The organism is Homoserinimonas aerilata (assembly GCF_006716125.1).
Lineage (GTDB): Bacteria > Actinomycetota > Actinomycetes > Actinomycetales > Microbacteriaceae > Homoserinimonas > Homoserinimonas aerilata.
The window spans coordinates 1326210-1352742 of record NZ_VFOM01000001.1 but is presented as its reverse complement, the minus strand read 5'-3'; the positions used below and the strand labels follow the sequence as shown (position 1 = coordinate 1352742).

Annotated in this window: 24 protein-coding genes and 1 riboswitch; of the genes, 13 read left to right on the top strand and 11 right to left on the bottom strand. The window is 68.1% G+C overall.

From position 1 onward, the window contains the following. Window position 1 precedes the first annotated feature (1 nt). Window positions 2-1750: a DEAD/DEAH box helicase gene (locus FB562_RS06350; protein ID WP_425459823.1), complete on the bottom strand. Its 1749-nt coding sequence runs from the start codon at window positions 1748-1750 to the stop codon at window positions 2-4. Between the two features lie 441 nt (window positions 1751-2191). Here FB562_RS06350 and FB562_RS13775 point away from each other — a divergent pair, with 441 nt between their 5' ends. Continuing rightward, window positions 2192-3025 carry an aggregation-promoting factor C-terminal-like domain-containing protein gene (locus FB562_RS13775; RefSeq protein WP_246081361.1) on the top strand — a complete coding sequence of 278 codons (834 nt, stop codon included), beginning with the start codon at window positions 2192-2194 and terminating at the stop codon, window positions 3023-3025. 33 nt (window positions 3026-3058) lie between these two features. Here FB562_RS13775 and FB562_RS06340 read toward each other — a convergent pair whose 3' ends face one another. Continuing rightward, the gene (locus tag FB562_RS06340; RefSeq protein ID WP_141881112.1) at window positions 3059-4513 is read right to left on the bottom strand and encodes a DHA2 family efflux MFS transporter permease subunit; all 1455 of its coding nucleotides are present in this window, start codon (window positions 4511-4513) and stop codon (window positions 3059-3061) included. Window positions 4514-4807: 294 nt separating this feature from the next. Here FB562_RS06340 and FB562_RS06335 point away from each other — a divergent pair, with 294 nt between their 5' ends. After that, window positions 4808-5593 (top strand): thioesterase family protein, encoded by a 786-nt coding sequence (locus FB562_RS06335; protein WP_141880376.1) that lies wholly within the window; start codon window positions 4808-4810, stop codon window positions 5591-5593. Between the two features lie 47 nt (window positions 5594-5640). On the opposite strand, the gene FB562_RS06330 is transcribed toward FB562_RS06335, so the two are convergent. The 3 genes from FB562_RS06330 to FB562_RS06320 form a co-directional block, all read right to left on the bottom strand. Continuing rightward, a complete protein-coding gene (locus tag FB562_RS06330; RefSeq protein ID WP_141880375.1) occupies window positions 5641-6444 on the bottom strand; it encodes an SGNH/GDSL hydrolase family protein in 804 nt (267 codons plus the stop codon). Between the two features lie 64 nt (window positions 6445-6508). Continuing rightward, entirely contained in the window at window positions 6509-7120 is a 612-nt protein-coding gene (locus FB562_RS06325) for a methylated-DNA--[protein]-cysteine S-methyltransferase (protein ID WP_141880374.1), read from the bottom strand. Next, window positions 7117-7611 carry an RNA polymerase sigma factor gene (locus FB562_RS06320; protein ID WP_221625361.1) on the bottom strand — a complete coding sequence of 165 codons (495 nt, stop codon included), beginning with the start codon at window positions 7609-7611 and terminating at the stop codon, window positions 7117-7119. Before FB562_RS06320 ends, FB562_RS06325 begins: the two co-directional genes overlap by 4 nt. Window positions 7612-7750: 139 nt before the next feature. Here FB562_RS06320 and FB562_RS06315 point away from each other — a divergent pair, with 139 nt between their 5' ends. From FB562_RS06315 to FB562_RS06305, 3 genes are read left to right on the top strand one after another with little or no spacing between them, the layout of a single operon-like run. Continuing rightward, window positions 7751-10825 carry a DEAD/DEAH box helicase gene (locus FB562_RS06315; RefSeq protein WP_141880372.1) on the top strand — a complete coding sequence of 1025 codons (3075 nt, stop codon included), beginning with the start codon at window positions 7751-7753 and terminating at the stop codon, window positions 10823-10825. Between the two features lie 46 nt (window positions 10826-10871). Continuing rightward, entirely contained in the window at window positions 10872-11318 is a 447-nt protein-coding gene (locus tag FB562_RS06310; RefSeq protein ID WP_141880371.1) for a DUF1801 domain-containing protein, read from the top strand. Between the two features lie 43 nt (window positions 11319-11361). Beyond that, window positions 11362-11940 carry a winged helix-turn-helix domain-containing protein gene (locus tag FB562_RS06305; RefSeq protein ID WP_141880370.1) on the top strand — a complete coding sequence of 193 codons (579 nt, stop codon included), beginning with the start codon at window positions 11362-11364 and terminating at the stop codon, window positions 11938-11940. A 45-nt stretch (window positions 11941-11985) separates the two neighbouring features. On the opposite strand, the gene FB562_RS06300 is transcribed toward FB562_RS06305, so the two are convergent. Next, window positions 11986-12645 carry a M50 family metallopeptidase gene (locus tag FB562_RS06300; protein WP_246081360.1) on the bottom strand — a complete coding sequence of 220 codons (660 nt, stop codon included), beginning with the start codon at window positions 12643-12645 and terminating at the stop codon, window positions 11986-11988. Window positions 12646-12802: 157 nt separating this feature from the next. Between FB562_RS06300 and FB562_RS06295 the strand changes: the two genes are divergently transcribed. The 6 genes from FB562_RS06295 (at window position 12803) to FB562_RS06270 (ending at window position 18416) form a co-directional block, all read left to right on the top strand. Further along, entirely contained in the window at window positions 12803-14101 is a 1299-nt protein-coding gene (locus tag FB562_RS06295; RefSeq protein WP_141880368.1) for a cysteine desulfurase, read from the top strand. Continuing rightward, on the top strand, window positions 14098-14544 hold the full coding sequence (sufU, locus tag FB562_RS06290) for a Fe-S cluster assembly sulfur transfer protein SufU (protein ID WP_141880367.1): 447 nt from the start codon (window positions 14098-14100) through the stop codon (window positions 14542-14544). The genes FB562_RS06295 and sufU overlap by 4 nt, the downstream gene beginning before the upstream one ends. Before the next feature lie 225 nt (window positions 14545-14769). After that, window positions 14770-14879: riboswitch (TPP riboswitch) on the top strand. Window positions 14880-15003: 124 nt separating this feature from the next. Beyond that, window positions 15004-15615, top strand: a complete 612-nt coding sequence (locus FB562_RS06285) for an ECF transporter S component (RefSeq protein WP_141880366.1) — start codon at window positions 15004-15006, stop codon at window positions 15613-15615. A 2-nt stretch (window positions 15616-15617) separates the two neighbouring features. Then, entirely contained in the window at window positions 15618-17108 is a 1491-nt protein-coding gene (locus FB562_RS06280) for an ABC transporter ATP-binding protein (protein ID WP_246081443.1), read from the top strand. Further along, entirely contained in the window at window positions 17105-17890 is a 786-nt protein-coding gene (locus tag FB562_RS06275; protein WP_141880364.1) for an energy-coupling factor transporter transmembrane component T family protein, read from the top strand. Before FB562_RS06280 ends, FB562_RS06275 begins: the two co-directional genes overlap by 4 nt. Next, window positions 17877-18416 carry a nucleoside/nucleotide kinase family protein gene (locus FB562_RS06270; RefSeq protein ID WP_246081359.1) on the top strand — a complete coding sequence of 180 codons (540 nt, stop codon included), beginning with the start codon at window positions 17877-17879 and terminating at the stop codon, window positions 18414-18416. Before FB562_RS06275 ends, FB562_RS06270 begins: the two co-directional genes overlap by 14 nt. An 81-nt stretch (window positions 18417-18497) precedes the next feature. On the opposite strand, the gene FB562_RS06265 is transcribed toward FB562_RS06270, so the two are convergent. The 3 genes from FB562_RS06265 to FB562_RS06255 form a co-directional block, all read right to left on the bottom strand. Further along, window positions 18498-18719, bottom strand: coding sequence for a YbdD/YjiX family protein (locus FB562_RS06265; protein ID WP_141880363.1), 222 nt, complete (start codon window positions 18717-18719; stop codon window positions 18498-18500). Further along, a complete protein-coding gene (locus FB562_RS06260) occupies window positions 18719-21013 on the bottom strand; it encodes a carbon starvation CstA family protein (RefSeq protein ID WP_141880362.1) in 2295 nt (764 codons plus the stop codon). The genes FB562_RS06265 and FB562_RS06260 overlap by 1 nt, the downstream gene beginning before the upstream one ends. Before the next feature lie 148 nt (window positions 21014-21161). Next, window positions 21162-21872 carry a YceI family protein gene (locus tag FB562_RS06255; RefSeq protein ID WP_141880361.1) on the bottom strand — a complete coding sequence of 237 codons (711 nt, stop codon included), beginning with the start codon at window positions 21870-21872 and terminating at the stop codon, window positions 21162-21164. Window positions 21873-22077: 205 nt separating this feature from the next. Here FB562_RS06255 and FB562_RS06250 point away from each other — a divergent pair, with 205 nt between their 5' ends. Beyond that, complete coding sequence (locus FB562_RS06250; protein WP_141880360.1) at window positions 22078-22389, top strand: thiamine-binding protein; 312 nt, start codon at window positions 22078-22080, stop codon at window positions 22387-22389. Window positions 22390-22396: 7 nt separating this feature from the next. Here the strand turns inward: FB562_RS06250 and FB562_RS06245 are convergent, their stop codons facing one another. After that, on the bottom strand, window positions 22397-23203 hold the full coding sequence (locus tag FB562_RS06245) for an EI24 domain-containing protein (RefSeq protein WP_221625360.1): 807 nt from the start codon (window positions 23201-23203) through the stop codon (window positions 22397-22399). 32 nt (window positions 23204-23235) lie between these two features. Next, window positions 23236-24753 carry an MDR family MFS transporter gene (locus FB562_RS06240; RefSeq protein WP_141880359.1) on the bottom strand — a complete coding sequence of 506 codons (1518 nt, stop codon included), beginning with the start codon at window positions 24751-24753 and terminating at the stop codon, window positions 23236-23238. Window positions 24754-24940: 187 nt separating this feature from the next. On the opposite strand from FB562_RS06240, the gene FB562_RS06235 reads away from it, so the two are divergent. Then, the gene (locus FB562_RS06235) at window positions 24941-26530 is read left to right on the top strand and encodes an SPFH domain-containing protein (protein ID WP_185740467.1); all 1590 of its coding nucleotides are present in this window, start codon (window positions 24941-24943) and stop codon (window positions 26528-26530) included. Window positions 26531-26533: the final 3 nt, after the last annotated feature.

Sequence of the window (26533 nt, the reverse complement as noted above, 5' to 3'; positions counted from 1 at the left end):
GTCAGTACTCGCGGGTCTGGCGTGGGCGCCGCGAGCCGGGGCCGCGGTCGGGCGCGATCTCGATCAGCTTGCCACTGATGCGCGTTCCCTTCAGGCGAGACAGGATGTCGCGAGGCAGATCTGCGGGCAGCTCGACGATCGAGAAGTCGGGCATGATCTTGATCGCACCGAAGTCGTCGCGGCTCAGGCCGCCCTCATTGGCGAGGGCGCCCACGATCTGGCGCGGCTCCACCTTGTGCCGCCTGCCGACCTCGAGACGGTAGGCCGACATCGGCTTGGTCGAGCGCGAGCGACGCTCGGGGCGTTCGCCGCGGCCCCCGCTGTCGTCCCGGCTGTCCCTGTCGAATCGTTCAGCGCGGCCGTAGCGATCGTCGCGCCGAGCCCGCGGGTCCTCCGGGGCCAGCAGCAGGGGAGTATCGCCCTGTGCGACCACCGCGAGCGCGGCGGCCACATCGCCCTCGGGCACGTCGTGGTGCGCGACATAGTGGCCCACGATGTCGCGGAACGCGGCGATTCGGTCAGCCTGGCTGAGCGCCGCCGTGATGGCGTCGTCGAAGCGGGCGAGTCGCGTCACGTTGACGTCGTCGACGCTCGGCAGCTGCATCTCGGTGAGCGGCTGGCGGGTCGCCTTCTCGATGGCGTTGAGCAGGCGGCGCTCGCGCGGCGTGACGAAGCTGATCGCCGAGCCGCTGCGACCGGCGCGGCCCGTGCGACCGATGCGGTGCACATACGACTCCGTGTCGACGGGGATGTCGAAGTTGACCACATGGCTGATGCGGTCGACGTCGAGGCCTCGCGCCGCAACATCCGTCGCCACCAGAATGTCGAGCTTTCCCGACTTGAGCTGCCCGACGGTGCGCTCGCGCTGTGCCTGCGCGACGTCGCCGCTGATGGCCGCAGCAGAGTAGCCGCGCGCCCGCAGCTTCTCGGCGAGCGCCTCCGTCTCGTTCTTGGTGCGGACGAAGACGATCATGCCCTCGAAGTTCTCGACCTCGAGGATGCGGGTGAGCGCGTCGACCTTCTGCGGGTACGACACGACCAGGTAGCGCTGCGTGGTGTTGGCCGACGTCGTGGTCTTCGCCTTGACCGTGATCTCTTCTGGGTCGTTCAGGTACTTCTTGGAGATGCGCCTGATCTGGGCGGGCATGGTCGCCGAGAACAGGGCGACCTGCTTGTCGTCCGGTGTGTCGGCGAGGATCGTCTCTACATCCTCGGCGAAGCCCATCTTGAGCATCTCGTCGGCCTCGTCGAGCACCAGGTACTTCAGCTCGGAGAGGTCAAGGGTGCCCTTGGCCAGGTGATCCATGATGCGGCCGGGTGTGCCGACGACGACGTGCACGCCGCGACGTAGGGCCGACAGCTGCACGCCGTAGGCCTGACCGCCGTACACGGGCAGCACGTGCACGCCCTTGAGATGGGCGGCGTACTGCTCGAACGCCTCGCACACCTGCAGTGCGAGCTCGCGGGTGGGGGAGAGCACGAGCGCCTGCGGCGTCTTCTGCGACACGTCGAGGCGGGAGAGGATGGGCAGCGCGAAGGCCGCAGTCTTTCCGGTGCCGGTCTGGGCGAGGCCCACGACGTCGCGGCCGTCGAGCAGTGTCGGGATGGTCGCAGCCTGGATGGCCGACGGGGTCTCGTAGCCGACATCGCGCACCGCCTTGAGCACGGCATCGCTCAGACCGAGGTCGGAGAAGGTGATGGAGGGCGGGGCTGTCTCTGCCTCGTCGGGGGTGCTCGTCTCTGGAGGCATCATGGAACAACGGTAGCCCCTCGACGCGCCCAGACGCTGCGAAGTGGGCCCGCGAAATGCCGAAGCACACTTTTCTGGGAGAACAGTGATCAACTGCCCCCAAGAAGCTGAGTTTGCCTATCGCGTGATTGATGGCATCCGGATGCCTGTAAGTCGCCCCTGAGGCCCGGAACGGCGGGCAATAACCAGCCATGACGAGGCCCGGCCACCCGGCAGCCCGCGGCGCACCGGATGCAGCCGATTCACAGGAGATTGGCACGGGCCACGGAGAGGAGAGGCGAAGGGTGGCTGACTGGCCGGGCGAGAGCGCCCACATGCCACAACCCCCAAACCCCCAACCCCGGTGAATCGGCGCGCCCCCGCGCCCGTGCAGCGAGTGCAGCCCGGTGCAGACAGCCCCGGCGCGGCCCGCACGTGCACACGATTCCACCTGAAAGCCATATGCCTCACAACTTCGTTCGTCACCTCACGTCCGCCTCGTCGCGCATCCGCTCCTACCGTCCGCGGCGCTCCGTGCTTGTCGTCGGTTCCGTCGTCGCCATCGCGAGCGTCGTCGCGACCGGCTTCGCCGCGCAGACCGCGATCGCCGAGCAGGCGGAGCGCGAGACGGCCACGACCGTACTCACAGAGAGCACGGGGCTCCGCTCCGAGCAGTTGCCCATCTACGCCGCCATGCTCGACAGCCGCGCAGCGAACGAGGCCGACGCTGCCGTGGCGGCAGCGAACGAGACGATCGCCGCAGCCGACGGCAAAGCCGACGCCGCAGCGCTCGCCGCAGCCGTCACCGAGCTGGCTGACCGCGACGCGCTCTCGACCAAGCGCATCTTCGAGCTGGTCTACCAGCTCGGTGCCGACACGGCAACCGTGCAGGGCGCGATCGCCGAAGCCGACCGCGTCGCCGCCGAGCAGGCCGCGGCAGCCCAGGCCGCAGCCGTCGCCGCAGCCAGCCGCCCGGCCGCGCCCACCAACCCGAGCGCTGCGCAGGCGATCGCCCGCGACATGATGGCCGCCCAGTACGGCTGGGGCGACGACCAGTTCGGATGCCTCGTGGCCCTGTGGAACAAGGAATCCGGTTGGAACGCCAACGCCTACAACGCCTCCAGTGGGGCCGCGGGCATCCCGCAGGCGCTGCCCGGCAGCAAGATGGCCTCCGCCGGTGCCGACTGGCAGACCAACCCCGCCACCCAGATCGCGTGGGGCCTCGGCTACATCGCCTCCCGCCACGGCGACCCGTGCGGTGCGTGGAGCCACGCCCAGTCGACCGGCTGGTACTGAGCCGCACCCGCCCCTGAGTGCGCCCGTCGACGGCTACCTCAGCGCGTGCGGGCGGTGCATGAACGCGGCCGCCACGAATCCGATCAGCATCACGGCAGCGGGCAGGAACATCGACTGGGCCATCGCCGCAGAGAAGCCGTCGATGGCCACAGCAGGCAGCTGACCGCTGCCGAAGCCGCCTGAGGCATCGCCCACTCCGGGAAGGTTCGCCTCGAGGCGTGACTGCATGAACGCCGCGATCGCCGCAGACCCCATGACGGAGCCGACCGTCCGCGTGGTGTTGTAGATGCTCGACCCAGCACCCGCCAGGTTCACCGGAAGGTCACGATTCGCGGTCGTCGCCAGCGGCCCCCACATGCCTGCGCTGCCGATTCCCATGATCGCCGAGGGGATCAGGTACATCCAGATCGGGGTGTCGGCGTTCATCATGACGGCGTAGAGCGCAAGCGAGACGGCGACCAGCAGGATGCCCGGCAGCAGCACGACGCGCGGGTGAACCCGGTCGAGCAGGCCTCCGATCGGTGCGGAGAGCGCCCCGGCGAACACGGCCATCGGGATCATCAGCAGCGCCGACTCGGTCGGCGTGAGACCGCGGGCGAGCTGGATGAAGAACATCAGCGGCAGACCCATGGCCGTGATGCTGAAGCCGACGGCGGCGATGGCGAGGCTCGACATGGCGAAGTTGCGGTCGCGGAACAGACTCAGGGGCACGAGTGCCTCGCTCTTCGTCGTCGCCTGCTGCCAGATGAACAGGCCAAGGACCACGACCCCGGCGGCGATGAGGCCCCAGACCGAGAATGGGCCCCAGATCTGGCCCCAGTCGTAGCGCTCGCCCTCCTGGAGGCCGAAAACGAGGAGGAACATCGCGACGGCGCTGAGGAACACGCCGAACCAGTCGAAGCGGTGCCCGTGGTTCTGCAGCTTCGGCACCAGGATCCACGCCGCGATGAAGCCGATGATGCCGACCGGGATGTTGATGAAGAAGATCCACTCCCAGCCGAGCCCATCGACGAGCACGCCGCCGGCCAGCGGACCAACGAGCATTGCAACACCCGAGGTGGCGCCCCACAGCCCCATGGCTGCACCGCGTTGCTGGGCGGGGAAGGTGCGGGTGATGATCGCCATCGTCTGCGGCGTCATCAGCGAAGCACCCAGGCCCTGCACAGCGCGAGCCGCGATCAGGAGCTCGAGCGAGTCGGAGAGCCCGCAGGCGAGCGACGCCAGCGTGAAGATCGAGAGGCCGACCAGATAGAGGGTACGGGGGCCGAAGCGGTCGCCCAGCCTGCCCGTGATGAGCAGCGGCACCGCATAGGCGAGCAGATATGCGCTCGTCACCCACACGACGTTGTCGAGGTTCGCCGTGTCGGGGTCGAGAGCGGCCTTGATCGCCGGGTTCGCCACCGACACGATCGTCGTGTCGACCAGAATCATGAAGAAGCCGATGACGAGAGCCCACAGTGCCGGCCACGGGTTAGCCGGGCCCTGCACCTTATTGGAGCCCGTCGTCACGGGCGTAACGGATACGGATGCCGCGGCATCCGTCGGTGTCGTCTTGTCGGTCACTGGTTTGTCGGTCACTGGCGTGCAGCCCTTCACTGTTTCGGCGCACCGGCCGAGGGCATCCGCATCCTGCTCAGTGTCGATCCAGATGAACTATACGACTGTCCGGTGACAAGCGACCGCTGTTTCTCATCGTGAATTCAGCAGACGCACAGGGGCCGCCGGATGTGCGACTCCACAGACTTGCCGAGCATCCGTTCCGCCCGTCGGTAGCCTGAGTCGGTGAGCAGCGAAACCGAGCCCTACTACCTGTCCCGCGGCGATGGCCGCTACGAGTCGACCATCCACGCGCAGGGGGCCTGGAACCCGCACGAGCAGCACATGGCACCCGTGGCGGGGCTTCTGGCTCACTGCCTGGAGCGGTTCCAGCCTCGGCCGGAGCTGCGGATCGCGCGCATCTCCTTCGACATCCTCGGCCTCATCCCCGGCGGCGAGTTCGAGGTCGTCACCACCCTGCTGCGTCCCGGGCGAACGATCGAGCTGGTGCAGGCAGAGATGGTCGCGGATGGCCGCACCGCCGTGCGCGCGACGGCCTGGCGGCTGCAACGCTCCGACACGAGTGCCGTCGCTGCGATCGAAGACGAGCGGATGCCCGGGCCGGATGCCGCAGAACCGGTCGGCATGAGCGAATGGCCGGGTGGCTTCATCCAGTCCATCGAGGCTCGCGCCCTACCGGCCCATGCGCCGGGCCGAGGCCGCGGCTGGATTCGGACGCGGCACCCGCTTCTTCAGGGGGAGGAGTTCTCCGACTTCGCCCGCCTGGCAGGTCTCATCGACACGAGCAACGGCATCGCGCCTCGGGTCATGCCCGGGCCGGGCGGCTACGCGTTCCCGAACGTCGACCTGCAGCTGCACCTCTACCGAGAGCCGACGGGCGAATGGCTGGGGCTGCAGAACTCGGTCAGCTTCGGCACGGACGGCATCGGCCTCACCTCCACAGTGCTGCATGACACGAGCGGGCCGTTCGGCCGGGCGGAGCAGATCCTCACCCTCCGCACCCTGGGCTGACCCGCCCCCACGGATCCAACCGTCGCAGTGCTTGAGGAGACCGCAGACTAGGAACGCGGGGAGCCGTCGGCACTGTCAGCGCGGGGGAGCGACACGGGCTGCAGCGTCGCGATCTTCGGTGCGCGCCCGTCACCGGATGAGCGCCCGCGCAGGCGCCGCCCCACCCACGGCAGCACATGTTCCTGCCAGTATTCGACCCTGCCCAGCGCCGGTACATCCGCCACCGTTTCGTCATCGATGGCGGCGAATCGAAGCTCAGGCAGGGGAACACCCAGGGCCGTGAGCGCGTTGGCGGCCGCGCGCCGGTGCCCGCGCCGATTCAGATGGATCTTGTCTGCTGCCCAGTATTCGCGGCGACCGAGTTCCGCATCCGCCCAGTTGTCGACAAGCGTGACGCCGTCCTTCGGAAGTCGCATCCGCACCGCCTGCGCCAGCTGCTCACCGCGCCACTGCACGAGCGAACCGAGCGGCATGTGCCCTGAGGGGTTTCCGCCCGTCGCGAGCAGAACGTGGGCACCGCCGGCGACGGCCCGCTCGACGGCCAGCCCGATGCTGTCGGCGAGTGCCGGAATGGAGACGCGGGGGCGCAGGATGTCGTTGCCGCCCGCGTTGAGGCTCAGCAGGGCGGGGTGCAGGGCGATGGCGGCGTCGAGTTGCGCCCCGATGATGGGGGCGGCGAGGCGGCCCCGGATGGCCAGGTTCGCGTAGGTGATCGGCTCGGTCGAGGCCGCCGCGAGACCCCAGGCGACCATGTCGGCCCAGCCGCGAACGCTGCCGTCGGGCAGCTCGTCGCCGACGCCTTCTGTGAAGCTGTCGCCGACCGCCACGAAGCTCTTCCACGGAATCTGCACGATACGAGTCCATCACACCCGGGCGGATGCGGTCACCCCGGTGTTTCGAAGTGTGCGCGCCCGCTCAGGCCGCGCGCTCGAGTTCGAGCAGCGCCGTCTTCGCGTCGAGGCCGCCGATGTAGCCGCCCAGCCCGCCGTCGCTGCGCAGCACGCGGTGGCACGGCACGACCACGGGCAGAGGGTTCGTGGCGCAGGCCGTGCCGACCGCGCGGATCGCCCGCGGGTTGCCGACCTCCTCGGCGAGCTGCTTGTAGGACTCGGTGCTCCCGTAGGCGATGAGAGGCAGGTGTTCCTGCACCAGCAGCCGGAATCCGCTCGACAGCGAATGGTCGAGAGGAAGGTCGAAGGTGGTGCGCGTGCCGGCGAAGTATTCGTCGATCTGCCGTGCCGCCGCATCCAGCCGCTTCGGCGCCTTCAGGATGCGAGGGCTCAGCCGCGTCGCAAGCGTCTGCAGCACCGCGTCGTGGCCCTCCCGCGCGTAGGCGACCCGCACGAGGCCCGCGGCGGTGGCGGCGAGCAGCAGCGAGCCGACGGGGGTGTCGATCGTCGTGTAGGCGACATCGAGGATGCCCTCGCCCTCCGCGGCATCCGTGAGCCTGCCCCGGAGGGCGGCCAGCTGCGCGGCGGTGGGGTCGGTGAGCTCGTAGAGAGCCTGCGCTTCGTTCGTGTTCGTCATCGTGGATCTCCTGTCGTGTTCAGGGAAGAGTCGGTGCGGTAGTGCCGCCGCAGTGTGGCGATGCCATCGGATGCGGCCCGCCTGGCCGCCGCATTCGTGCCACCGAGGATCTCGGCGACCTGCGCGAAGGGCAGCCCGCCCAGGTAGTGGTACGCGATCGTCTTGCGCTGTTTGTCGGGGAGGTGGCCCACCGCATCCCACAGCTCATGGTCTGCCTCGGGCAGGGGCGTGGCTCGCTCCGGGACCTCGGCGACCGGCACCGCTCGGCGTTGCCGCTCGCGCGTCACATCGATCGCCTTGCGGTGCGCGATCGTGACCAGCCAGGCCTCCATGTTGGCGTCATCCGGCAACTGCGGGTAGGCGCGCAGCGCGGCCAGGAATGTCTCCGACCACGCGTCGTCCGCATCCGTGTGGGGGCCGAGTACGGCGCGGCACACGCGCAGCACGGTCGCTGCGTGCTCGTGCACGACCCGTTCGAAAGGCTGTTTCATGTTCATCACCAGGTAGACGAGGGGGAGACCCGAAACGTGAGGTCGGCCACACGACAGTCTTGCAGCCGGCGAAGCCGGAGGGTGCGGCTCACACCATCCACGGCGAAGCGGTGTCGGCGGCCGGTGGCACACTTGCTGGATGGCCCGCACCGAACCCGACCCGTCATCAGGCCGGGGCGAGGGCGCAGACGGCAGCACTGCAGGCGACACCGCCCGGTGGCGCGAAACCCTCGGCGACTATCTGACGACGGTGCCGGATGCGACGCCCACGCCATACACACAGTTGGCTCTTCAACTCGAGCTGCGAGAACTGATCCCGCGCACCACCCACCGGTGGAACGGCCCCGTCACGCGCGCCGTCGGGCGCACGGACGAGCCATCGGCGGCATGCAGGCTCGGCGCGAGGCCCGTTGCCCGCACCGCGCGCGGCTGGTCGCGCGGCAACCTCAGTTGGACGAATCTGCCGCACCAACTCAACCGACAGAATCTGGACCCGGAGCAGCAGCGCTGGTTCAGCCAGTTCGCGGCGCTGTACAGGGCGGCCGACCTGCTCGGCACGGGCCGCGACGCCGACTGGGTGATGCTCGACGACTACACGAACCCCGTGCTGTGGGCGCTGCTCGAGCAGGCGCGCAGCCTCGGCATCCTCGTCGTCGGGGCCAGCGGCACCGAGGTGCGCGTCGCCCAGGCCGCCGAGCCGGTGCTTGACATGCGCAGGGATACTGCGGGCGGCATCCGTGTCGAACCCCAACTGCTCATCGATGGTCGCGATCACGACATCCAGCATGCTCGTGCGATCGGTGCCCACGGCGTCTACGCCTTCGACGACGGTAAGCCGCGCACGATCGTGATCGCACCGGCCCCCACGACCAGCGAGACCGGCGCACCAGGCCGGTTCACCCCGGAACAGCTCCAGCTGCTCGGCGGTCGCGGCCGCATCGGAGACGGGATCGACGTGCCCGCCGACGGCGTCGACGAGTTCACCGGCAGCTTCCTGCCCGAACTGCTCGACCGCACTGCGGTGCGCAGTGGCGACAGCACCGTGAAGATCCCGCCGCCCGCACCACCGCGGCTCGTGCTCACGGCAACCCACCGCCCCCGCCATGTACTCGATCTGGAGTGGCACTGGACATCGCAGCGCCGCGGCACCCCTCCCACGCTCGCCGAGGTGATCCCCGCAGGCATCCTGCCCGACGAGTGGATGCCCGACGCCCGGCTGAATGTGAATGGGGGCCTGCCCTCGCCCGTGACCCTCCGAGGCATCGACGCCGCAGAATTCGCCACACGCGAGCTGTCCGCGCTGAAACGGCTGCCCGGCGTGGATGTGGTCATCGCCGGCGTGAAAGCCGACTACCGCGAGCTCACCGGAACACCCAAACTCTCCGTCTCGGCCGTGCCGAGTGAGAAGGTCGACTGGTTCGACCTCGGCGTCACGGTTACCGTCGACGACCGCACGATACCGTTCACACCGCTGTTCAAGGCGCTCGCCGCGGGTAAGCGCCGGCTGCTGCTCGTCGACGGCACGCACCTTTCGCTGCAGCATCCGCTCTTCGCGCCGCTCGCCGATCTCATCGCCGAGGCCGCCGAGCTCGCCGAATGGGACACCGTGCCCGTCATCGGCCGGCACCAGACGAGCCTGTGGGCCGACTTCGAGGATCTCGCCGATGAGGCCGAGCCAGCACTCGAATGGCGTGAACTGCTCGCGGATGCGGCCGGAGACGGCCCGCGGCCGGTCGACCCGCCGCCCAGTCTCACCGCGGAGTTGCGGCCCTACCAGGCCGAAGGTTTCTCCTGGCTCGCCCACCTCTGGCGGCACCGGCTCGGCGGCGTGCTCGCCGACGACATGGGGCTCGGCAAGACGGTGCAGGCGCTCGCGCTCATGCAGCACGCCCACGACACGGATGCGACGGCGCCGTTCCTTGTCGTCGCCCCCACTTCCGTCGCCCCCGGCTGGGTGGCCGAGGCGGCCAGATTCACGCCGGGCCTCACGGTGCGTCACGTGACCTCGACGGAGGCTGCGGGCGGGCTGCGCATCGCGGATGTCGCGGCGGGGGCCCACATCGTCGTGACCAGCTACGCGCTGCTGCGTCTCGACTTCGATGCCTATCAGGCGGTAGCCACGAGCACCGGATGGTCGGGGCTTGTGCTCGATGAGGCCCAGTTCGTGAAGAACCGCATGTCACGCATCCACGAATGTGCCCGAGACCTGCAGGTGCGGTTCACGCTCGCCCTCAGCGGCACGCCCATGGAGAACTCACTCACCGAGCTGCACGCCCTGTTCGCGATCGTCGCACCGGGCCTGTTCGCCTCCCCGCGCCGATTCGCCGAAGACTATGTTCGCCCGATCGAGCGCCCGGCCGCCGGCATCAGCACGGGCGTCGGAGCAGGCAACGCACCTGCTGTGGCGGAGGGCATGCGCGCCGAGCGCCTCGCCAAACTGCGGCGACGCATCCGCCCATTCATGCTGCGCCGCACCAAGCAGGCTGTCGCCGCGGACCTGCCGGAGAAGCAGGAGCAGACCATCGTCGTGGAGCTCGCGCCGGAGCATCGCGAGGTCTACGAGCTGTATCTCACGCGCGAGCGCCGCAAACTGTTCGGGCTGCTCGACGACCTCGACCGCAATCGCATGATCGTGTTCCGGTCGTTGACGCTGCTGCGGATGCTCGCACTCGATGCCTCCCTCATCGACCCCGCGAACGGCGGGGTGCCGTCGAGCAAACTCGACGCGCTGTTCGAACAGCTCGACGACGTCGTTGCGGAGGGGCACAGGGCGCTCGTCTTCAGCCAGTTCACCGGCTATCTGCGCAAGGCGGCCGAACGCCTCGACGCGGCGGGCATCCGCTATCAGTACCTCGACGGCAGTACCCGTGACCGGCAGGCCGTCATCAGCGCGTTCAAGGAGGGGGAAGCGCCCGTGTTCCTGATCAGTCTGAAGGCTGGCGGCTTCGGGCTCAACCTCACCGAGGCCGACTACGTGTTCCTGCTCGACCCGTGGTGGAACCCCGCCGCCGAAGATCAGGCCATCGACCGCACGCATCGCATCGGGCAGCACCGCAACGTCATGGTCTACCGGATGATCGCTGCCGACACGATAGAGGAGAAGGTCATGGCGCTCGGCCGGCGCAAGGCGGCACTGTTCGACGCGGTAATCGACGACGAGCAGCTGTTCGGTTCGGCGCTCACTGCAGAAGAGCTACGAGAACTGCTCGGCTGAACGCAAACCCATTGGCAGTTCTGTTCGCACGAGGGATCATGGAGGCATGACAGACCGCGACGACGTCACCGCATTCATCGACCGGGTTCCGAGCGACATCCGTCGAGAGGATGCGCGCATCATGATCGACCTGATCGAGCGCATCACAGGCATCGCCCCGGGGCTGTGGGGCCCCACGATCGTGGGCTTCGGCCAGTACCACTACAGGTACGCGAGCGGTCGTGAGGGCGACGCGCCCGCCGCCGGGTTCTCGCCGCGCAAGGCGGCAACAACGATCTACCTGCCCGACGGGGTGGGTGCCCACGCCGATGCGCTCGGCCGGCTCGGCCCGCACAGCACCGGTGTCGGCTGCCTCTACATCAAGCGGCTCTCCGAGGTTGACCTCGCCGTGCTGGAGGGCATCATCACCGCGTCGTGGAAGACGGTCACCGACGGCACCTTCGGCCACCGCGCCGCAGAATCATCGAAAAACAGTGGTGACGAAAACACCTGACTTTCAATAAACCAAATTTATGATTGGTTTTATGAAACCAAGAGTGCCCACGCTTACGCCAATCCTGCGCTCGGATACGCAGGGGCGGATGCTCGCCGCCCTCTACCTGCATCCGTCTCGTGAATACCGCGCGACAGAACTCGCAGGGGAGGCCAGGGTGAGTCTTCCCACCATCCTCCGCGACATCGACCGCTTGGTCGAAGCAGGCTTCATCAAGGAGCGCACCTCCGGCCGCAATCGCTACCTCAGCGTCAATGCGGAGCACCCGATCTTCGAGGCGATGGCCACCGTCATCCGCTACGCATACGGCCCGCTCGCCGTGCTGCCCTCGCTCCTCGCCGGGGTGCCCGGCATTGAGGAAGCCCACCTCTTCGGCTCATGGGCGGCGCGCTACCAGGGAGTCACGGGCAGCGACCCCAACGACATCGATGTCGTAGCCATAGGAAATGCTGACCGCATGCGAATCTACGAAACAGCAGGAGAAGCCACGGCGATTCTGGGGCGTGAGGTCAACATCCGCGCGGTCAGCAGAGATGCCTGGGAACGACACTCGGATGCCTTCCTGACGGCAGTCAAGGACGGGCCTCTGGTTGAGATTTCTCTCGGCGAGACCGCAGCATGATCACCAGGTGGGAACAGGGTAGAGCACTCATCCTGAGTTGCGAGGCTACGCCGGCAGATATAACGGCACGGCGAAGACAACACAGCCGCCGATTACGCCCACAAACAGGGCCAGCCACAGCGGCGACGGGATGCCGGTCCTGCGAAAGAGCAGGTAAGCATCCGATGTACCCAGTTGCTCGCGTCGTGACACGTGCACGCTGATCACTGTGAGCAGCCCGCGCACCGAGCCGATCAGCAGGGCGATACCGAGCACGAGCAGCGCGTAGCTCTGCACCTGGGGGCTCGCGAAGAACCACAGGGCGCCGCTCGTTGCGGCCGACGCCAGAACCACCAGAAAGCCGAACAGGTTGCGGATCACCAGCAGGGTCAGCACGAGCGCGACGCCGCCGGCGAAGAGCGCCACGGCGGTGTAGCCGTTGGCCACACTCCACAGCTGCGCAGCGCCGACGATCGCCGGCGCCGGGTAGCCCATGACGCCGCTGACGATGGTGCCGAGAGCACCTCGCCCGCTGCTGAGCGCATCGCCCGAATGATTCCGACGGATGCGGATGCCGTGCACGACGCGCCCGGTCAGGATCGCCGCCACCGCGTGGCCGAGCTCGTGCACGAGCGTGGTGAACAGGCCGAACCACCGCCACGTAGCCCGCGGAACGCTGAGCGCCACAGCGACGGCCACGATGACCAGCAGCACCGGCACGGGCACGTCGACGGGCTCGGCGCGCGAGAACAGCGCCGACCAGTCGAAGGATGCGGGAGTGAAGTCGATGACACGAGTCTGCCAGCAGACGCCCGCTGAAACGCAAGGAATGTCGCAGCACAGCGAACGGTTCTAGTCTGGAGGGACCACCGAGAGCAGGAACATCATCAGCACACCAGCAGTCGCAACAGCTTCGCTCACCTCGACGGAGATCGCAGGCATCCGCCGCGACTTCCCGATCCTCGGTGAACGCGTGAACGGGCATCCGCTCGTCTATCTCGACTCGGGTGCCACCTCGCAGAAGCCGCGCCAGGTTCTGGATGCCGAACGAGAGTTCTACGAGAAGCACAATTCGGCCGTGCACAGGGGCGCGCACACGCTGGCTGCCCTCGCCACGGAGCAGTTCGAGGATGCCCGGGCCACGGTCGCCCGCTTCGTCGGTGCCCAGGATGACGAGATCGTGTGGACCTCGAACGCGACGGAGGCGCTCAATCTTGTTGCGTATTCGCTGCTGAATGCGAGCCTCGATCGTTCCGCCGACCCGCGGCTGCGTCTGGGGGAGGGCGATGAGATCGTCGTCACCGAGCAGGAGCACCACGCCAATCTGATTCCGTGGCAGGAGCTTGCCGCCCGCACGGGCGCGACGCTGCGATTCGTGCCTGTCGACGACGAGGGCGCGCTCGTGCTCGACGCACTCGACTCGGTCATCACCGAGCGGGCGAGGGTCGTCGCCTTCACCCATGTCTCGAATGTGCTCGGCTCGGTCAACCCTGTCGCGGAGCTCGTCTCCCGCGCGCGCCAGGTCGGTGCGCTCGTCGTGCTCGACGCCTGCCAGTCGGCGCCGCACATGCCGCTCGATCTCGCCGCGCTCGATGTCGACTTCGCCGCCTTCTCCGGGCACAAGATGCTCGCACCGAACGGAATCGGCGTGCTGTACGGTCGCAGCGAACTGCTGAACGTGATGCCGCCGTTCCTCACGGGTGGTTCCATGATCACGACCGTCACGATGGAGCGCGCCGAATATCTGCCCGCCCCGCAGCGCTTCGAGGCCGGAACGCAGAAGGTGGCCCAGTCTGTCGCCCTCGCCGCCGCCATCGACTACCTGCAGACGATCGGCATGGATCGTATCGCCGCCCACGAGGCCGAACTGGGCGCTCGTCTCGTCGACGGTCTCTCCGTCATCCCGGGTGTGCGGGTGCTCGGGCCGGCCGCCGGGCAACCGCGGGTGGGGCTCGCCAGTTTCGATGTGACCGGCGTGCACTCGCACGACGTCGGTCAGTTCCTCGACGACCGCGGCATTGCGGTGCGGGTCGGGCATCACTGCGCGCAGCCGTTGCACCGACGGCTCGGCGTGACCTCCTCGACGAGAGCGAGCAGCTATCTGTACACGACGGCTGACGAGATCGATGAGCTCATTGTCGGCGTCGCCGAGACCGCCGCGTTCTTCGGAGTCGGCCGATGAGCTCCTCAGAACTGCAGAGCCTCTACCAGGAGATCATCCTCGACCACTCCCGCACGCCCATCGGCTTCGGCCTGCGCGGCGATGCGGCCGGCAGCTCCCACGAGTTGAACCCCACCTGTGGTGACGAGATCACGCTCGAACTGCACGTGGGCCCCGGCGACACGGCAACCATCCGCTGGGAGGGGCACGGCTGCGCCATCTCACAGGCATCCGCGTCGCTGTTCACGGAGATGGCCGACGGGCTGACCGTCGACGAGGTGGGGGAGCGCATCGAGTCGTTCCGCACCGCGATGCGCTCACGCGGCACGATCGAGCCCGACGAGGAACTGCTCGGTGACGCAGCGGTGCTCGGGGGCGTCTCCCGCTATGTGGCGCGCGTGAAGTGCGCCATGCTCGCCTGGGTCGCCGCAGAGAACGCCATCACGCAGGCCCGCGCGCAGTAACGCAGGGCTGTTCTGCGGCCCACGTGCTGCGCGGGCCGCGCGGTGAGGCTCCCTACCGGTGGTGGCCGGCGTTGCGCGAGAGCTGGATCACGGACACGATGCCCAGGATGAAGCCGATGCTCAGGGATGTGGCGATGATCGTCACCATCACGGTTTCCATACCGCCAGTATCATCCTCTTCTGGCGTCGTGCATAGGGTTCGCGTGCGGCTCATGGAGTAGAGTTGCGTCGTACACGGGAGTCCGGTGAGCCGGGCTGAGAGGAAGCTACTCCAAGCTTCGACCGTCGAACCTGATCTGGATCATGCCAGCGCAGGGAGGGATATCGGATGTCATTCTGCCTTCTTGAAAGAGGCCAGCGAGTGTGCGCCCCGGCGCGCAGCCCGCACCCTTCATCGCGCTCGCGTGACGGGCGCCCGCCCGCCCAGGTCTTCGCCATGAGATCCGAAAGAGACAGAGCATGAGCAGCACAGCTTTCACCGCCCCCAAGCGCAATCACCGTTGGCGTGTCGTCGACATCGTCGTCGCCAGCGTCATCGGCGTCGCGGCCGGCCTGATCTTCGTCGTCTGGAACAGCGCCTACGAGCCGCTCAGTGCCCCCCTGAAGGCGGCGCTGCCCGGGCTGCAGGCCCTCTCCTACGGTATGTGGCTCTTCGCCGGCGTCATCACGGCCCTCGTCATCCGCAAGCCGGGCGCAGCCCTGTATGGCGAGCTTCTGGCGGCGACCGTCTCGGCTCTCATCGGCAATGTGTGGGGCCCGCTCACGCTCGTCTCCGGCATCGTGCAGGGACTCGGCGCCGAGCTCGTGTTCGCCATCTTCCTGTACGCCAACTGGCGCGTGTACGTGGCCGTGCTCGCGGGCATGGGTGCCGGCCTCGCGATGGCCATCAACGACCTCGTGCTCTGGTACGCGGGCGCAGACGCGCTGTTCTCCACCGTGTACGTGATCGCCTCGATCATCTCCGGCGCTGTTCTCGCGGGCCTGCTCTCGTGGCTCGCGGCGCGCGGCCTCGCAAAGACAGGCGCGCTGAACCGCTTCGCGGCGGGCAGGGAAGCGACGGTGGAGGCCTGAACATCACACCCACCTTCGATGCGCGGCACCCGGCCGTCGGCGCCACGGTCAGCGCCCGCGGCTGGGGGTGGCGCCATGCCGGTCGCCGAGGCTGGGCGGTCAGTGATGTCGATCTGGAGATCGCGGCGGGGGAGCGCGTGCTGCTGCTCGGGGCATCCGGAGCCGGCAAGTCGACGCTCATGCATGCGCTCGCCGGAGTGCTCGGGGGTGACGACGAGGGCGAGCGGTGCGGAAGCCTGCTGGTCGACGGCATCGAGCCGGAGGCCGGCCGGGGCACGACAGGGCTCGTGCTGCAGGACCCCGACTCCCAGGTCGTGCTGGCCCGCGTCGGCGACGACGTGGCATTCGGATGCGAGAACCTCGGCATTCCCCGCGATGAGACCTGGCGCAGGGTCGGCGAGGCACTCGACGCCGTCGGGCTCGACCTGCCCCTCGACCACCCCACATCGAAGCTCTCCGGCGGGCAGAAGCAGCGGCTCGCCCTCGCCGGCGTGCTCGCGATGCGCCCCCGAATGCTGCTGCTCGACGAGCCGACCGCGAACCTCGACCCCGAGGGTGTGACGGAGGTGCGGGATGCGGTGGCGCGCGTGCTCGACCGCAGCGGCACCACGCTCGTCGTCATCGAGCACCGCGTCGAGGTGTGGCGGCGGCTCGTCGACAGGGTCGTCATCCTGGGTGCTGACGGTGGTGTGATCGCCGATGGCGTTCCGGATGCGGTGCTCGAGAACGAGGGAGTCCGGCTCTCCGCAGCGGGGGTGTGGGTTCCGGGTCACCCGCCCGCGCAGCCGGTTCGCCGGGCCCCCGCCTCGCTCTCTGCGGCACATCTGCTCCGTACCGAGTCGCTGGCGATCGCGCGCCCGGGCGGCACCGTGCTGCGCTCGGGCCTCGAACTGGAGCTGCGTCGCGGCGAGGCCCTCGCCATAACGGGTCCCAATGGGGCCGGAAAGTCGACGCTGGGGCTCACCCTCGCGGGGCTGCTGCCCCCGGCAGACGGAGCCGTCGTCGCGGCTGAGGAGCTCGCCGCCGGCGCGGGGCCGCACCCCATCCGCTGGAAGTCCCGGCAACTGCTCACCCGCATCGGCACCGTGTTCCAGGACCCCGAGCACCAGTTCCTGGCCGGCACAGTGCGGGAGGAACTCGCCGTCGGGCCGCGCGCACTGAAGCTCGAAGCATCCGTCATCTCCAACAGGGTCGACGAACTGCTGCAGCGGCTGCGCCTCGACAGGCTGGCCAATGCCAACCCCTTCACGCTGTCGGGCGGCGAGAAGCGGCGACTCTCCGTCGCCACAGTGCTCGCCACCCGGCCCGATGTGCTCGTGCTCGACGAGCCGACCTTCGGGCAGGATTCCCGCACCTGGCAGGAACTGCTCGCACTGCTCGCCGAACTGCTCGACGAGGGCAGCGCCGCCATTGCGGTCACACACGATGCCGCCTTCGTCGACGCCCTGGCGACATCCGAATACCGCCTCGACGGCGCCAAGGTCACACCGTGAGCGCGCTCGTCCAGGCCCGGGGCACCGCGGCCATCCACACGGTGAACCCCGTCGCGAAACTCGCCACGGCGCTGCTCATCGCCTTCACTCTCGTGCTGTCGATCGACTGGGTGTCGGCATCCGTCGCCCTCGCGCTTGAGCTCCCGCTGCTCGCGTTCGCCGGCGTGCGGGCCAGAACACTGCTGCTGCGCACCTCGCCCATCTGGATCGCGGCGCCCTTCGCGGGCCTCACCATCCTGCTCTACGGCAAGGCCTCAGGGGCGAGCCATCTCGAGTGGATGTTCGTGCACGTGACCGACGGATCCATCGAGTTGGCCGTCGCCACAGTGCTGCGGCTGCTCGCCATCGCCCTGCCCGGGGTTGTGCTGTTCATCACCGTCGACCCCACCGACCTCGCCGACGGGCTCGCCCAGATCGTGAAGCTGCCCGCCCGCTTCGTGCTGGGTGCACTCGCCGGCCTGCGGCTGGTCGGGCTCTTCCTCGACGACTGGAAATCCCTCGAACTGGCCCGTAGGGCGCGCGGACTCGCCGACAGCGGACGCATCCGCCGCCTCTTCGGGCAGGCCTTCGCGCTGCTCGTGCTCTCCATCCGGCGCGGCAGCAAGCTCGCGACCGCCATGGAGGCGCGCGGTTTCGGCGGGCCCACCGAGCGAAGCTGGGCACGCGAATCGCACTTCGGGCGTAACGAGTGGGCGCTTCTGCTGATCGGCGTCGTGATCGCGGCGACCGCCGTCACCACGTCCGTCGAGACGGGGGAGTGGAACTTCATTGCCGCGCCATGACGTCACACGCCCACAGAACATCGAGGCGATCCTCGCGCTGCTGCCGCGCGAGCGACGGCAGGTGGTACTCATCGACGGGGGATCAGGCTCGGGCAAGACCACGCTCGCACCCGTGGTGGCCGCCGCGATCCCGGACGCCCAACTGCTGAGGCTCGACGACCTCTACCCGGGATGGGACGGCCTGGAGGAGGGCAGCCGGATGGTGCACGAACGGGTGCTCGCGGCATCCGAGCCCGGTTGGTTCCGTTGGGACTGGGAGAACGACCGGACCGCCGAATGGCACACTGTCGACCCCTCCCGTTCCCTCGTGATCGAGGGTTCCGGTTCACTCAGCCGAAATAACCGTGCCCTCGCGACGCTGGGCGTGTGGGTTGAGCTTGATGAGCCGACCCGCAAGCGCCGGGCACTCGAGCGCGACGGTGACGCCTACGCCCCGCACTGGGACCGGTGGGCCGCGCAGGAGGCCGCGTTTCTCGAACGCGAGCGACCTCAACTGCTCGCCGATCTCGTCATCGACGAGCGCTGAGCCGCAGCCGCTTCAGCCGACGCGGCCGCTTCAGCCGACGCGGCCGCCTCAGTCAACGCAGCCGCCGCGGCCCGCGTGTGCTCAGCAGCACCTGCCCTGCGGCTCGCGATCCTGCCTGTCGTCTCGGTCGCGCCAGAACTCGCGTTCCGTCATGGGCGGATGCTCGAGGGCGTCATGGCTCGAGAAGTGGTGATCGAGATACTTCTCGTAGGCGTCGCCGCCCATGACCCCGCGCACGTACCAGGAGAGCCCGCCGAGCCCCCTGCGGATGGTGGCCGAGAAGCTCGAGCCTGAGACGCTCATCAGTGATCGCCCCTCTTCGCGCGGACCGAGCCGCGGGCATCCGGCCTCGCATCCCACTGGGACTGGATCTCGCGCTCGGCGGGCGTCGCCACGAAACCGGCCGGTGCGAAGAGGCGCGACGGCACGGCTGTGTCCTCGCTGGTGCCCAGTTCGCGCGTACGCCACGACCGCCAGGTGGCAGCCGCCGCGGCCAGGATGACGATTATCGCGAGCACGACGAACAACACCGACAGCACGCCCTGCACCATGGTGTTGCGCACGACAGCCTGCATGGCCTCGACGCTCGTGGCCGTTCCGAAGCTCGTCTCGCCAGCAGCGAGAGCCCCCGCGAATGCACCATTCTGCGCGAAGTATCCGATCGAGGGGATGGGCGAGAAGATCTTGAGCCCTGACGCCCAGATGGTGATGACCGCGGCGAATCCCAGCGGCAGGATGACCACCCACAGGTACTTGAACAGGCCCTTCTTCGCCATGATCGCCATGCACACCGCCAGCGCGATCGCCGCCAGCAGCTGATTGGCGATGCCGAAGAGCGGGAAGAAGGTGTTGATACCGCCGAGCGGATCCGTGACGCCCAGCACGAGGATCGCGCCCCACGCGGCGACCATGATCGCCGTCGTCAGCCAGGCTCCCGGCCTCCATGAGGTGTCCTTGAAACGGGGCACGGCATTCCCGATGCTGTCCTGCAGCATGAAGCGGGCCACCCGGGTGCCGGCGTCGACGGCGGTGAGGATGAAGAGCGCCTCGAACATGATGGCGAAGTGGTACCAGAACGCCATGAGGCTCGGCCCGCCCAGCCACTGATGCATGATGTGCGAGAGGCCGACGGCAAGGGTCGGCGCCCCGCCCGTCCGCGAGACGATGCTCTCCTCGCCCACATCCTTTGCGGTCTGCAGCAGGGCATCCGCATCGACGTGCACGCCTGTGAGCCCCAGATTGTTGACGAAGGCGACGGCACCCTCGACGGTTCCGCCGGTCGCGCCCGCCGATGAGTTCATCGCGAAGTAGATGCCCTGGTCGATCGAGAGGGCGGCCACCAGAGCCATGATGGCCACGAACGACTCCATGAGCATGCCGCCGTAGCCGATCATCCGGGTCTGGCGTTCCTTCTCGACGAGCTTGGGGGTGGTTCCGGATGCGATCAGGGCGTGGAATCCCGAGAGGGCACCGCACGCGATGGTCACGAACAGGAACGGCCACAGCGGCCCGGCCACGACGGGGCCCTCACCGGTGGCGGCGAACTCCGTGAACGCGGGAACGGTGATCTCGGGTCGCACGATGACGATCGCCACGGCCAGCATCACGATCGTGCCGACCTTCATGAACGTCGAGAGGTAGTCGCGCGGGGCGAGCAGAAGCCAGACCGGGAGGATGGCGGCGATGAAGCCGTAGATGACGATGCCGATCGCGATCGGCAGCGGGTCGAGCGTGAACAGTGCCGCGCCCCACTCCGTCTCGGCGACCGCGCCGCCGCCGATGATCGCCGCCATGAGCAGCACGAAACCGATGATGGAAACCTCCACGACCTTGCCCGGCCGCAGGAAGCGCAGATAGCAGCCCATGAACAGTGCGATCGGGATGGTCATCGACACGGAGAAGACGCCCCACGGGCTCTCGGCCAGCGCATTGACGACGACGAGCGCGAGGATGGCGACGATGATCACCATGATGGCGAGGGTCGCGATTATGGCGGCGGTGCCACCGACCGGCCCGAGCTCGTCCCGCGCCATCTGCCCGAGCGAGCGCCCGCCGCGGCGCATTGAGAAGAACAGCACGAGGTAGTCCTGCACGGCGCCGGCGAGCACTACGCCGACGATGATCCACAGCGTTCCGGGGAGGAAGCCCATCTGTGCGGCGAGCACGGGCCCGACGAGGGGACCGGCCCCGGCAATCGCCGCGAAGTGGTGACCGTAGAGAACCCTGCGGTCGGTCGCGACGAAGTCTTTGCCGTCGGCCTTGTACTCCGCGGGGGTGGCGCGCCGATCATCCGGCCTTGTCACGTACTTCTCGATGTACTTCGAGTAGAAGCGGTAGAAGATGAAATAGGTGCACACGGCCGCGAAGACGAACCAGATGGCGTTGACCGTCTCACCGCGCACGATCGCCAGCATCACCCAGCTGAGGCCACCGAGCAGTGAGATCGCGGCCCAGATGATCACCTTGAGCGGGGTCCAGCGCCGATCCTCGGCGGCCAGCTTCTGTGGATCGACCGCAACGGGTGGAAGTTTCGGATCCTGCTGCAGAACAGGTTCGGGCACGACTTCACCCTTGGAATACCGCGAGGTCGCGCTCATCGTCTCTCCCTTGAGGTTCTGAGATCTGCCCGCTCACAGCCACCACGAAGGCATACCGAGATGGGGCCCTACGCCTCGAGGTTAGGCCGACTCTGGTCGCCTGACCACCCTTTCGTGACCGAAATATCGGCCGGATGCTGGCCGGATGTCAGCCTCGCGGTCCCTGTTCCAGCACCACCAGGAACTCCACGAAGCCGGTGTCCTCCACCTTCACGAAGCCGAGTGACGGTGCCTGCACGCCGAAGTCGGCGAAGGTCACCGGGATCTGGCCGGCGATGCGGATGGTGTCGCCGTCGGCCGCAGCCGTCACATCCACTGTCACGTCCTGGCTGACACCGGCGAGGGTGAGCACCCCTGCGGCGGTCACCGTGCTCTCGGCGTCGACAGTGGCATCCGACGGTGCCTCGATGGGGCTCGTCAACTCGAAGGTGGCTGTCGGATGCTCCGACACCTGCAGGGCGCTGTCCCTGAAGTAGGCGTCGCGCTGGCTGGAGTCGGTCGCGATGCTCGCCACGTCCACCGTGATCGTCGCCGCAGTCACGGCGGTGTCGCTCGTGGTCACCGTTCCCGCGACGTCTTCGGTGCGTCCGGTGACGGTCACATCGACCCCGTTGAGCACCTCATCGACGCGATAGCCCGCATACGAGCCATCCGTGACCGTCCAGTCGCCCGCGAGGGTGCTCTCATCGAGCGTGCTCGGCGCGCGCGTGTCCAACTCTGCTGTGGGGGCATCGTCGGCCGGCCCGGCGATGACGTCCCGGTAGAAGACGGGGCCGGCGATCGCCGCGGTCGCCCCGAGCGCGATCACGGCCGCGACGCTGATGAGGATGATCGTCTTCTTCTTCGATGGTCGTGCCACGGGGCCTTCTCTCGTCGTCGCTGTGCCTTGCGGTCTGCATCCCTACGGCGTCGGCGGCGGGGAGCCCCAGATTAGCGAGCGAAACCTATGGATAGGCTCGGAATGCGCGACGGCACAGGCAATCGCACAGGCAATCGCAACACGGATGTGACACCAGCGACCGAGCATCATCGGCGCCGGCATCGTCAGAACAGGGAGGTCCAGCATGTTGATCGCATTCTCGGTGGCGCCGAGCGGGGGAGAGAACCCCGACGCGTCCGTTCACGACGCCGTCGCCGCCGCAGTGCGGGTGGTGCGCGAGAGCGGGCTGCCGAATCGTACCTCGTCGATGTTCACGGAGATCGAGGGCCCCGACTGGGACACGGTCATGGGCGTCGTGAAGCGCGCGGTCGAGGCCGTCGAACCGTTCGGATCACGGATCTCCCTGGTGCTGAAGGCAGACATCCGCCCCGGTCACAGCGGCGAGCTGAGCGGCAAGGTCGAACGGCTGGAGCAGGCGATCCGAGAGCAGAGCTGAGACGCGGCTAGGGTGTCGGCGTCGCCGCAGGGCGCACGGCCTCGCCGAGCGCGGATCGGGCCAGCAGTGTGCCGCCCGCGACCGCCGCAGGCATCGTCACGATGGCGCCGAGCGGCACGAGGAACAGCAGAAATGTGACGACGCCGAAGCCGAGCGTCACCGAGCGTCTGGTCCCCAGCATCCGGCGTCGCTGTCCGAAGCGCAGGCCTCGACGCTGAAGCGGCACCGCACTGAGTTCGAGCGCCAGGAACCAGCCGCCCGTGAACGCTCCGGTGACGGCCGCGAGTGGAGAGCCGACCACCGGCACGAGGCTCAGCAGGAACAGCCCCAGGCCGATCAGGAGGGTCAGGGCGAGAACCCCGAGCGCCTCGGCCATGCCACGCCACAGCCCCCGCCAGAAGCCCGGCTGGGGCGCCTCGGGAACGGTGCCGAGCGCATCATCCACGTCGCGGGAGATGCGCTCGAAGAACGGCTGCCCGACCGCGAGCGTCACCACGGTGAACGAGTAGACGAGCACGAGGGATGCCGCCACGGCGAGGGCCAGGCCGACGGCGATGCGCAGGAGCGTGCGCAGCGAGTCATCCCAGCCGCTCGCGAACGGCGTCAGCCAGTCGGTGATCGGCCCGATCGTCGCCACGAACGCGATCACGATCGCGATGTAGATCGCGAAGGTGATCGCGCCGGGGATGAGGCCCAGCAGCATGCGTTTCGGTGAAGTACCCCAGGTAGCGAAGCCACGGAACAGCAGCCCGGCGCCCTCGAAGAAGCCTCGCACTGCGGAGAATCTCGGATGCTTCGGAGCCACGGCTGTCACATCACGATCCTAGAAGGCCGGGCCGTGGAGGCTCAGTGCCCCGCGTGCATTCCCTCAGGCATGTCGGCCGGCTTGCGCACGAAGAACGCGGCGACGACCGCGAGCAGCGAGATGACTGCACCGCAGACGAAGGCCATGTGGATGCCCCCGGCCGTGTCCGCGACGTCGGGCGCGCCTCCGCCCGCGAGTGCGATCGACTGCGCCGTCATGACGCTGATGAACAGTGCCGTTCCGGCCGCGCCGGCGAGCTGCTGCACGGTTCCGACGATCGCACTGCCGTGCGAGTAGAGGGAGGGCCGCAGCGAGCCGAGTGCCGAGGTGAACAGGGGGGTGAACAGCAGTGCGAGGCCGATGCTCAGGGCGACATGCGCGACGAGCACCCACAGGAACGGTGTGTCAACACCGAGCAGCGTGGTGCCCCAGAGGGCCCCGCTCACGATGATCGAGCCGGGCACGACGAGCGGTGCCGGCCCGAAGCGGTCGTAGAAACGCCCCACGAACGGTGCCATCACACCCATCAGCAGCCCGCCGGGAAGCAGGAGGAGCCCGGTGGTCAGCGTGTCGAGCCCCAGTACCTCCTGCGTGTAGATGGGGAGCACGACGACCATGCCGAACAGGGCGATCATGCTGATGACGAGCATGATCGTGGAGACGCTGAACACGGGCGACAGGAACGTGCGCAGATCGAGCAGGGCACGGTCGGAACGCTGGAGCCTGCGCTGGCGCAGGACGAACAGCACGAGGGCGGCGATGCCGACCCCGATGGGGATCCAGAGCGGCACGGTGGCCGCGCCCCGGGCGGCCTCGCCGAGGCTGCTCAGGCCGAAGATGAGCCCGCCGAAGCCGAGCGCGGACAGCACGACCGACAGCGAATCGACGGGAACCTTGCGGGGCTCTGTGACGTTCTCGATACGGGCCGCGCCGAGCACAAGCGCGCCGATCGCGATCGGCAGCACGAGCAGGAACAGCCAACGCCATTCGAGCACGTTCAGGATCAGGCCCGAGATGGTCGGGCCGAGCGCGGGCGCCACCGAGATGACGATCGAGATGTTGCCCATGGTGCGGCCGCGCGCCGACGGCGGCACGAGGTTCATGACGGTCGTCATGAGCAGCGGCATCATGATCGCCGTTCCGGTCGCCTGCACGATGCGGCCAGCTAGTAGCACCTCGAAGCCGGGGGCGAGGGCACAGATGAGGGTGCCCAGGCTGAACAACGACATCGCGGTGATGAAGACGCCGCGCGTGGTGAAGCGCTCCAACAGGAAGCCCGTGATCGGGATCACGACGGCCATCGTCAGCATGAACCCCGTCGTCAACCACTGGATGAGGCTGTAGGGCACGCCGAGGTCGTGCTCGAGGCGCGTCTGGGCGACGCCCAGAACCGTCTCGTTCAGGATGACCACGAACGCCGAGACCAGCAGCAGGCCGATCACGAGACGGTTGCGTGACGCGATACGGGCCTCGGCCTCGGTAGAGGGTGCGGTTCCCAGCGATGCGGCGTTCGGCACGGGAACGGCACCCGTGGCGGTGCTGGAGGAGGTGTCAGTCATACGGCTGTCCTGTCGAAAAGAGTGGGGGTGCATCGCGATCGCGGCCCTGAGGGCAACGCAGAAACCAGTGTGTCGTATTCCACCGACATTGAAATCTTTCTGCCGGGAGCGCATCCGCTTTCCATCCGTTGTCCACATATTGTCCACCCGGTGGCATCGTCGCCGGATGTTCGGCCATACTCGATTGATGCCCCTCTTCTCGGGGGTCGCCCCTTCCGCCCGTTTCATCGACGAGAGGCCCCTCGTGCCGTTCTTCCCCTTCGAACTCCTGCTGCTTCCGGTGCTCATCGGCATCGCCGTGGTCGTGGTGCTTGTGTTCCTCGTGCTGACGCTGCGCGGTATCAAGATCGCCAAGCCGGATGAGGCGATCATCGTGACCTCGCGCCAGAAGGGTGCCAGGGCGGCGAGCGGCGAGTTCGAGAACGCCGGGCAGAAGGTCGTCTTTGGTTCGCGCGTCTTCGTCAAGCCGATCGTGGAGGCACACTTCAAGCTGAGCCTGCGCAGCCGCCAGCTGAATGTACAGGCGACAGCGCAGACGAAGGATGCCATCACGATCCGCGTCAACGCGGTGGCCGTCGTCAAGGTGGGCGGCTCCGAGGAGATGGTACGTGCCGCCGCCCAGCGCTTCCTCAACCAGCAGGACCAGATCGAGACCTCCACCGAGGAGGTGCTGAGCGGGTCGGTGCGATCGATCGTCGGCCAGCTCACGGTCACCGAGATCATCACCAACCGCCAGGTGCTGCAGGGGCAGGTGCTCGAGGCGGTGCGTGAGTCGCTCGACGTGCAGGGCCTCCAGATCGACACCCTGCAGATCAAGGAGATCGACGACGACAACGGATACATCCGTGACCTGGGTCGCGCCGAAGCCGCCCGGGTGAAGCAGGTCGCCGAGATCGCCGAGTCGGTGTCTCGTCAGGCCTCCGAGGAGGCCCGCATCGGTGCGGAGCAGGCCGTCGCCGAGCAGCAGCGCAAGCTCGACCTGCGTAACGCCGAGATCCAGAAGGAGACCGACAAGGCGCGCGCCGAGGCTGATTCTTCTCGTCCTCTGGCCGAGGCGATCGCCCAGCAGGAGGTCATCTCGCAGCAGGAGATCACCGCGGGCAAGCGCGTCGGCCTGCGCAAGCAGGAGCTCGACGCCGAGATCCGCGCCGTCGCCGACGCTGAGGCCTATGCGGTCGAGAAGAGTGCCGAAGCATCCGCCGGCGCAGCAGTGGCCGCAGCCAACGCCGACCGTGACCGCCGCAAGTCGTCGGCCGAGGCGCTCGAGGCCGAGAGCATCGCAGAGAAGAACAGCCGAGGCTACGCGGCGCAGGCTGTTGAGGCCGAGGGAATCGCCGAGCGCAACCGCCGTATCGCGGCCGCTGAGGCGCTGAGGGCTGAGGGTGAGGCCGAGGCCGAATCGATCCGAGTCAAGGGTGCCGCTGAGGCGGAGTCTGCGAGGGCTCGCGCCGAGGCGCTCGAGGAGCGCGCCACCGAGCTGCTCCGCCAGCAGCTCATCAACCAGCTGCCCGATATCGTGCGTGCCGCATCCGAGCCGCTCTCCGCCATCTCGAACATGACGATCATCTCGAGTGACGGCAACGGCTCGGAACAGCTCGGCCAGAGCGTCGCGTCGCAGCTGGCCACGTCGACGAAGATCATCAAGGATCTTGTCGGCATCGACATCTCCGAGATCGTCACGGGCCGTGCCACGGGCGAGGCCGTGGGGCGCGCGATGACCGAACAGTCGAAGCCCGCCCGTCGGGCCGCCGCCCCGAACGCGCCCGCCACGGACTGACGG

Coding starts and splice junctions, on each gene's coding strand:
- FB562_RS06315 (WP_141880372.1), top strand. CDS start 7,751: ATGGCCCGCACCGAACCCGACCCGTCATCAGGCCGGGGCGAGGGCGCA.
- FB562_RS06320 (WP_221625361.1), bottom strand. CDS start 7,611: ATGAAACAGCCTTTCGAACGGGTCGTGCACGAGCACGCAGCGACCGTG.
- FB562_RS06240 (WP_141880359.1), bottom strand. CDS start 24,753: ATGACTGACACCTCCTCCAGCACCGCCACGGGTGCCGTTCCCGTGCCG.
- FB562_RS13775 (WP_246081361.1), top strand. CDS start 2,192: ATGCCTCACAACTTCGTTCGTCACCTCACGTCCGCCTCGTCGCGCATC.
- FB562_RS06350 (WP_425459823.1), bottom strand. CDS start 1,750: ATGCCTCCAGAGACGAGCACCCCCGACGAGGCAGAGACAGCCCCGCCC.
- FB562_RS06260 (WP_141880362.1), bottom strand. CDS start 21,013: ATGAGCGCGACCTCGCGGTATTCCAAGGGTGAAGTCGTGCCCGAACCT.
- FB562_RS06325 (WP_141880374.1), bottom strand. CDS start 7,120: ATGACGAACACGAACGAAGCGCAGGCTCTCTACGAGCTCACCGACCCC.
- FB562_RS06265 (WP_141880363.1), bottom strand. CDS start 18,719: ATGAGCGTCTCAGGCTCGAGCTTCTCGGCCACCATCCGCAGGGGGCTC.
- sufU (WP_141880367.1), top strand. CDS start 14,098: ATGAGCTCCTCAGAACTGCAGAGCCTCTACCAGGAGATCATCCTCGAC.
- FB562_RS06250 (WP_141880360.1), top strand. CDS start 22,078: ATGTTGATCGCATTCTCGGTGGCGCCGAGCGGGGGAGAGAACCCCGAC.
- FB562_RS06310 (WP_141880371.1), top strand. CDS start 10,872: ATGACAGACCGCGACGACGTCACCGCATTCATCGACCGGGTTCCGAGC.
- FB562_RS06285 (WP_141880366.1), top strand. CDS start 15,004: ATGAGCAGCACAGCTTTCACCGCCCCCAAGCGCAATCACCGTTGGCGT.
- FB562_RS06235 (WP_185740467.1), top strand. CDS start 24,941: ATGCCCCTCTTCTCGGGGGTCGCCCCTTCCGCCCGTTTCATCGACGAG.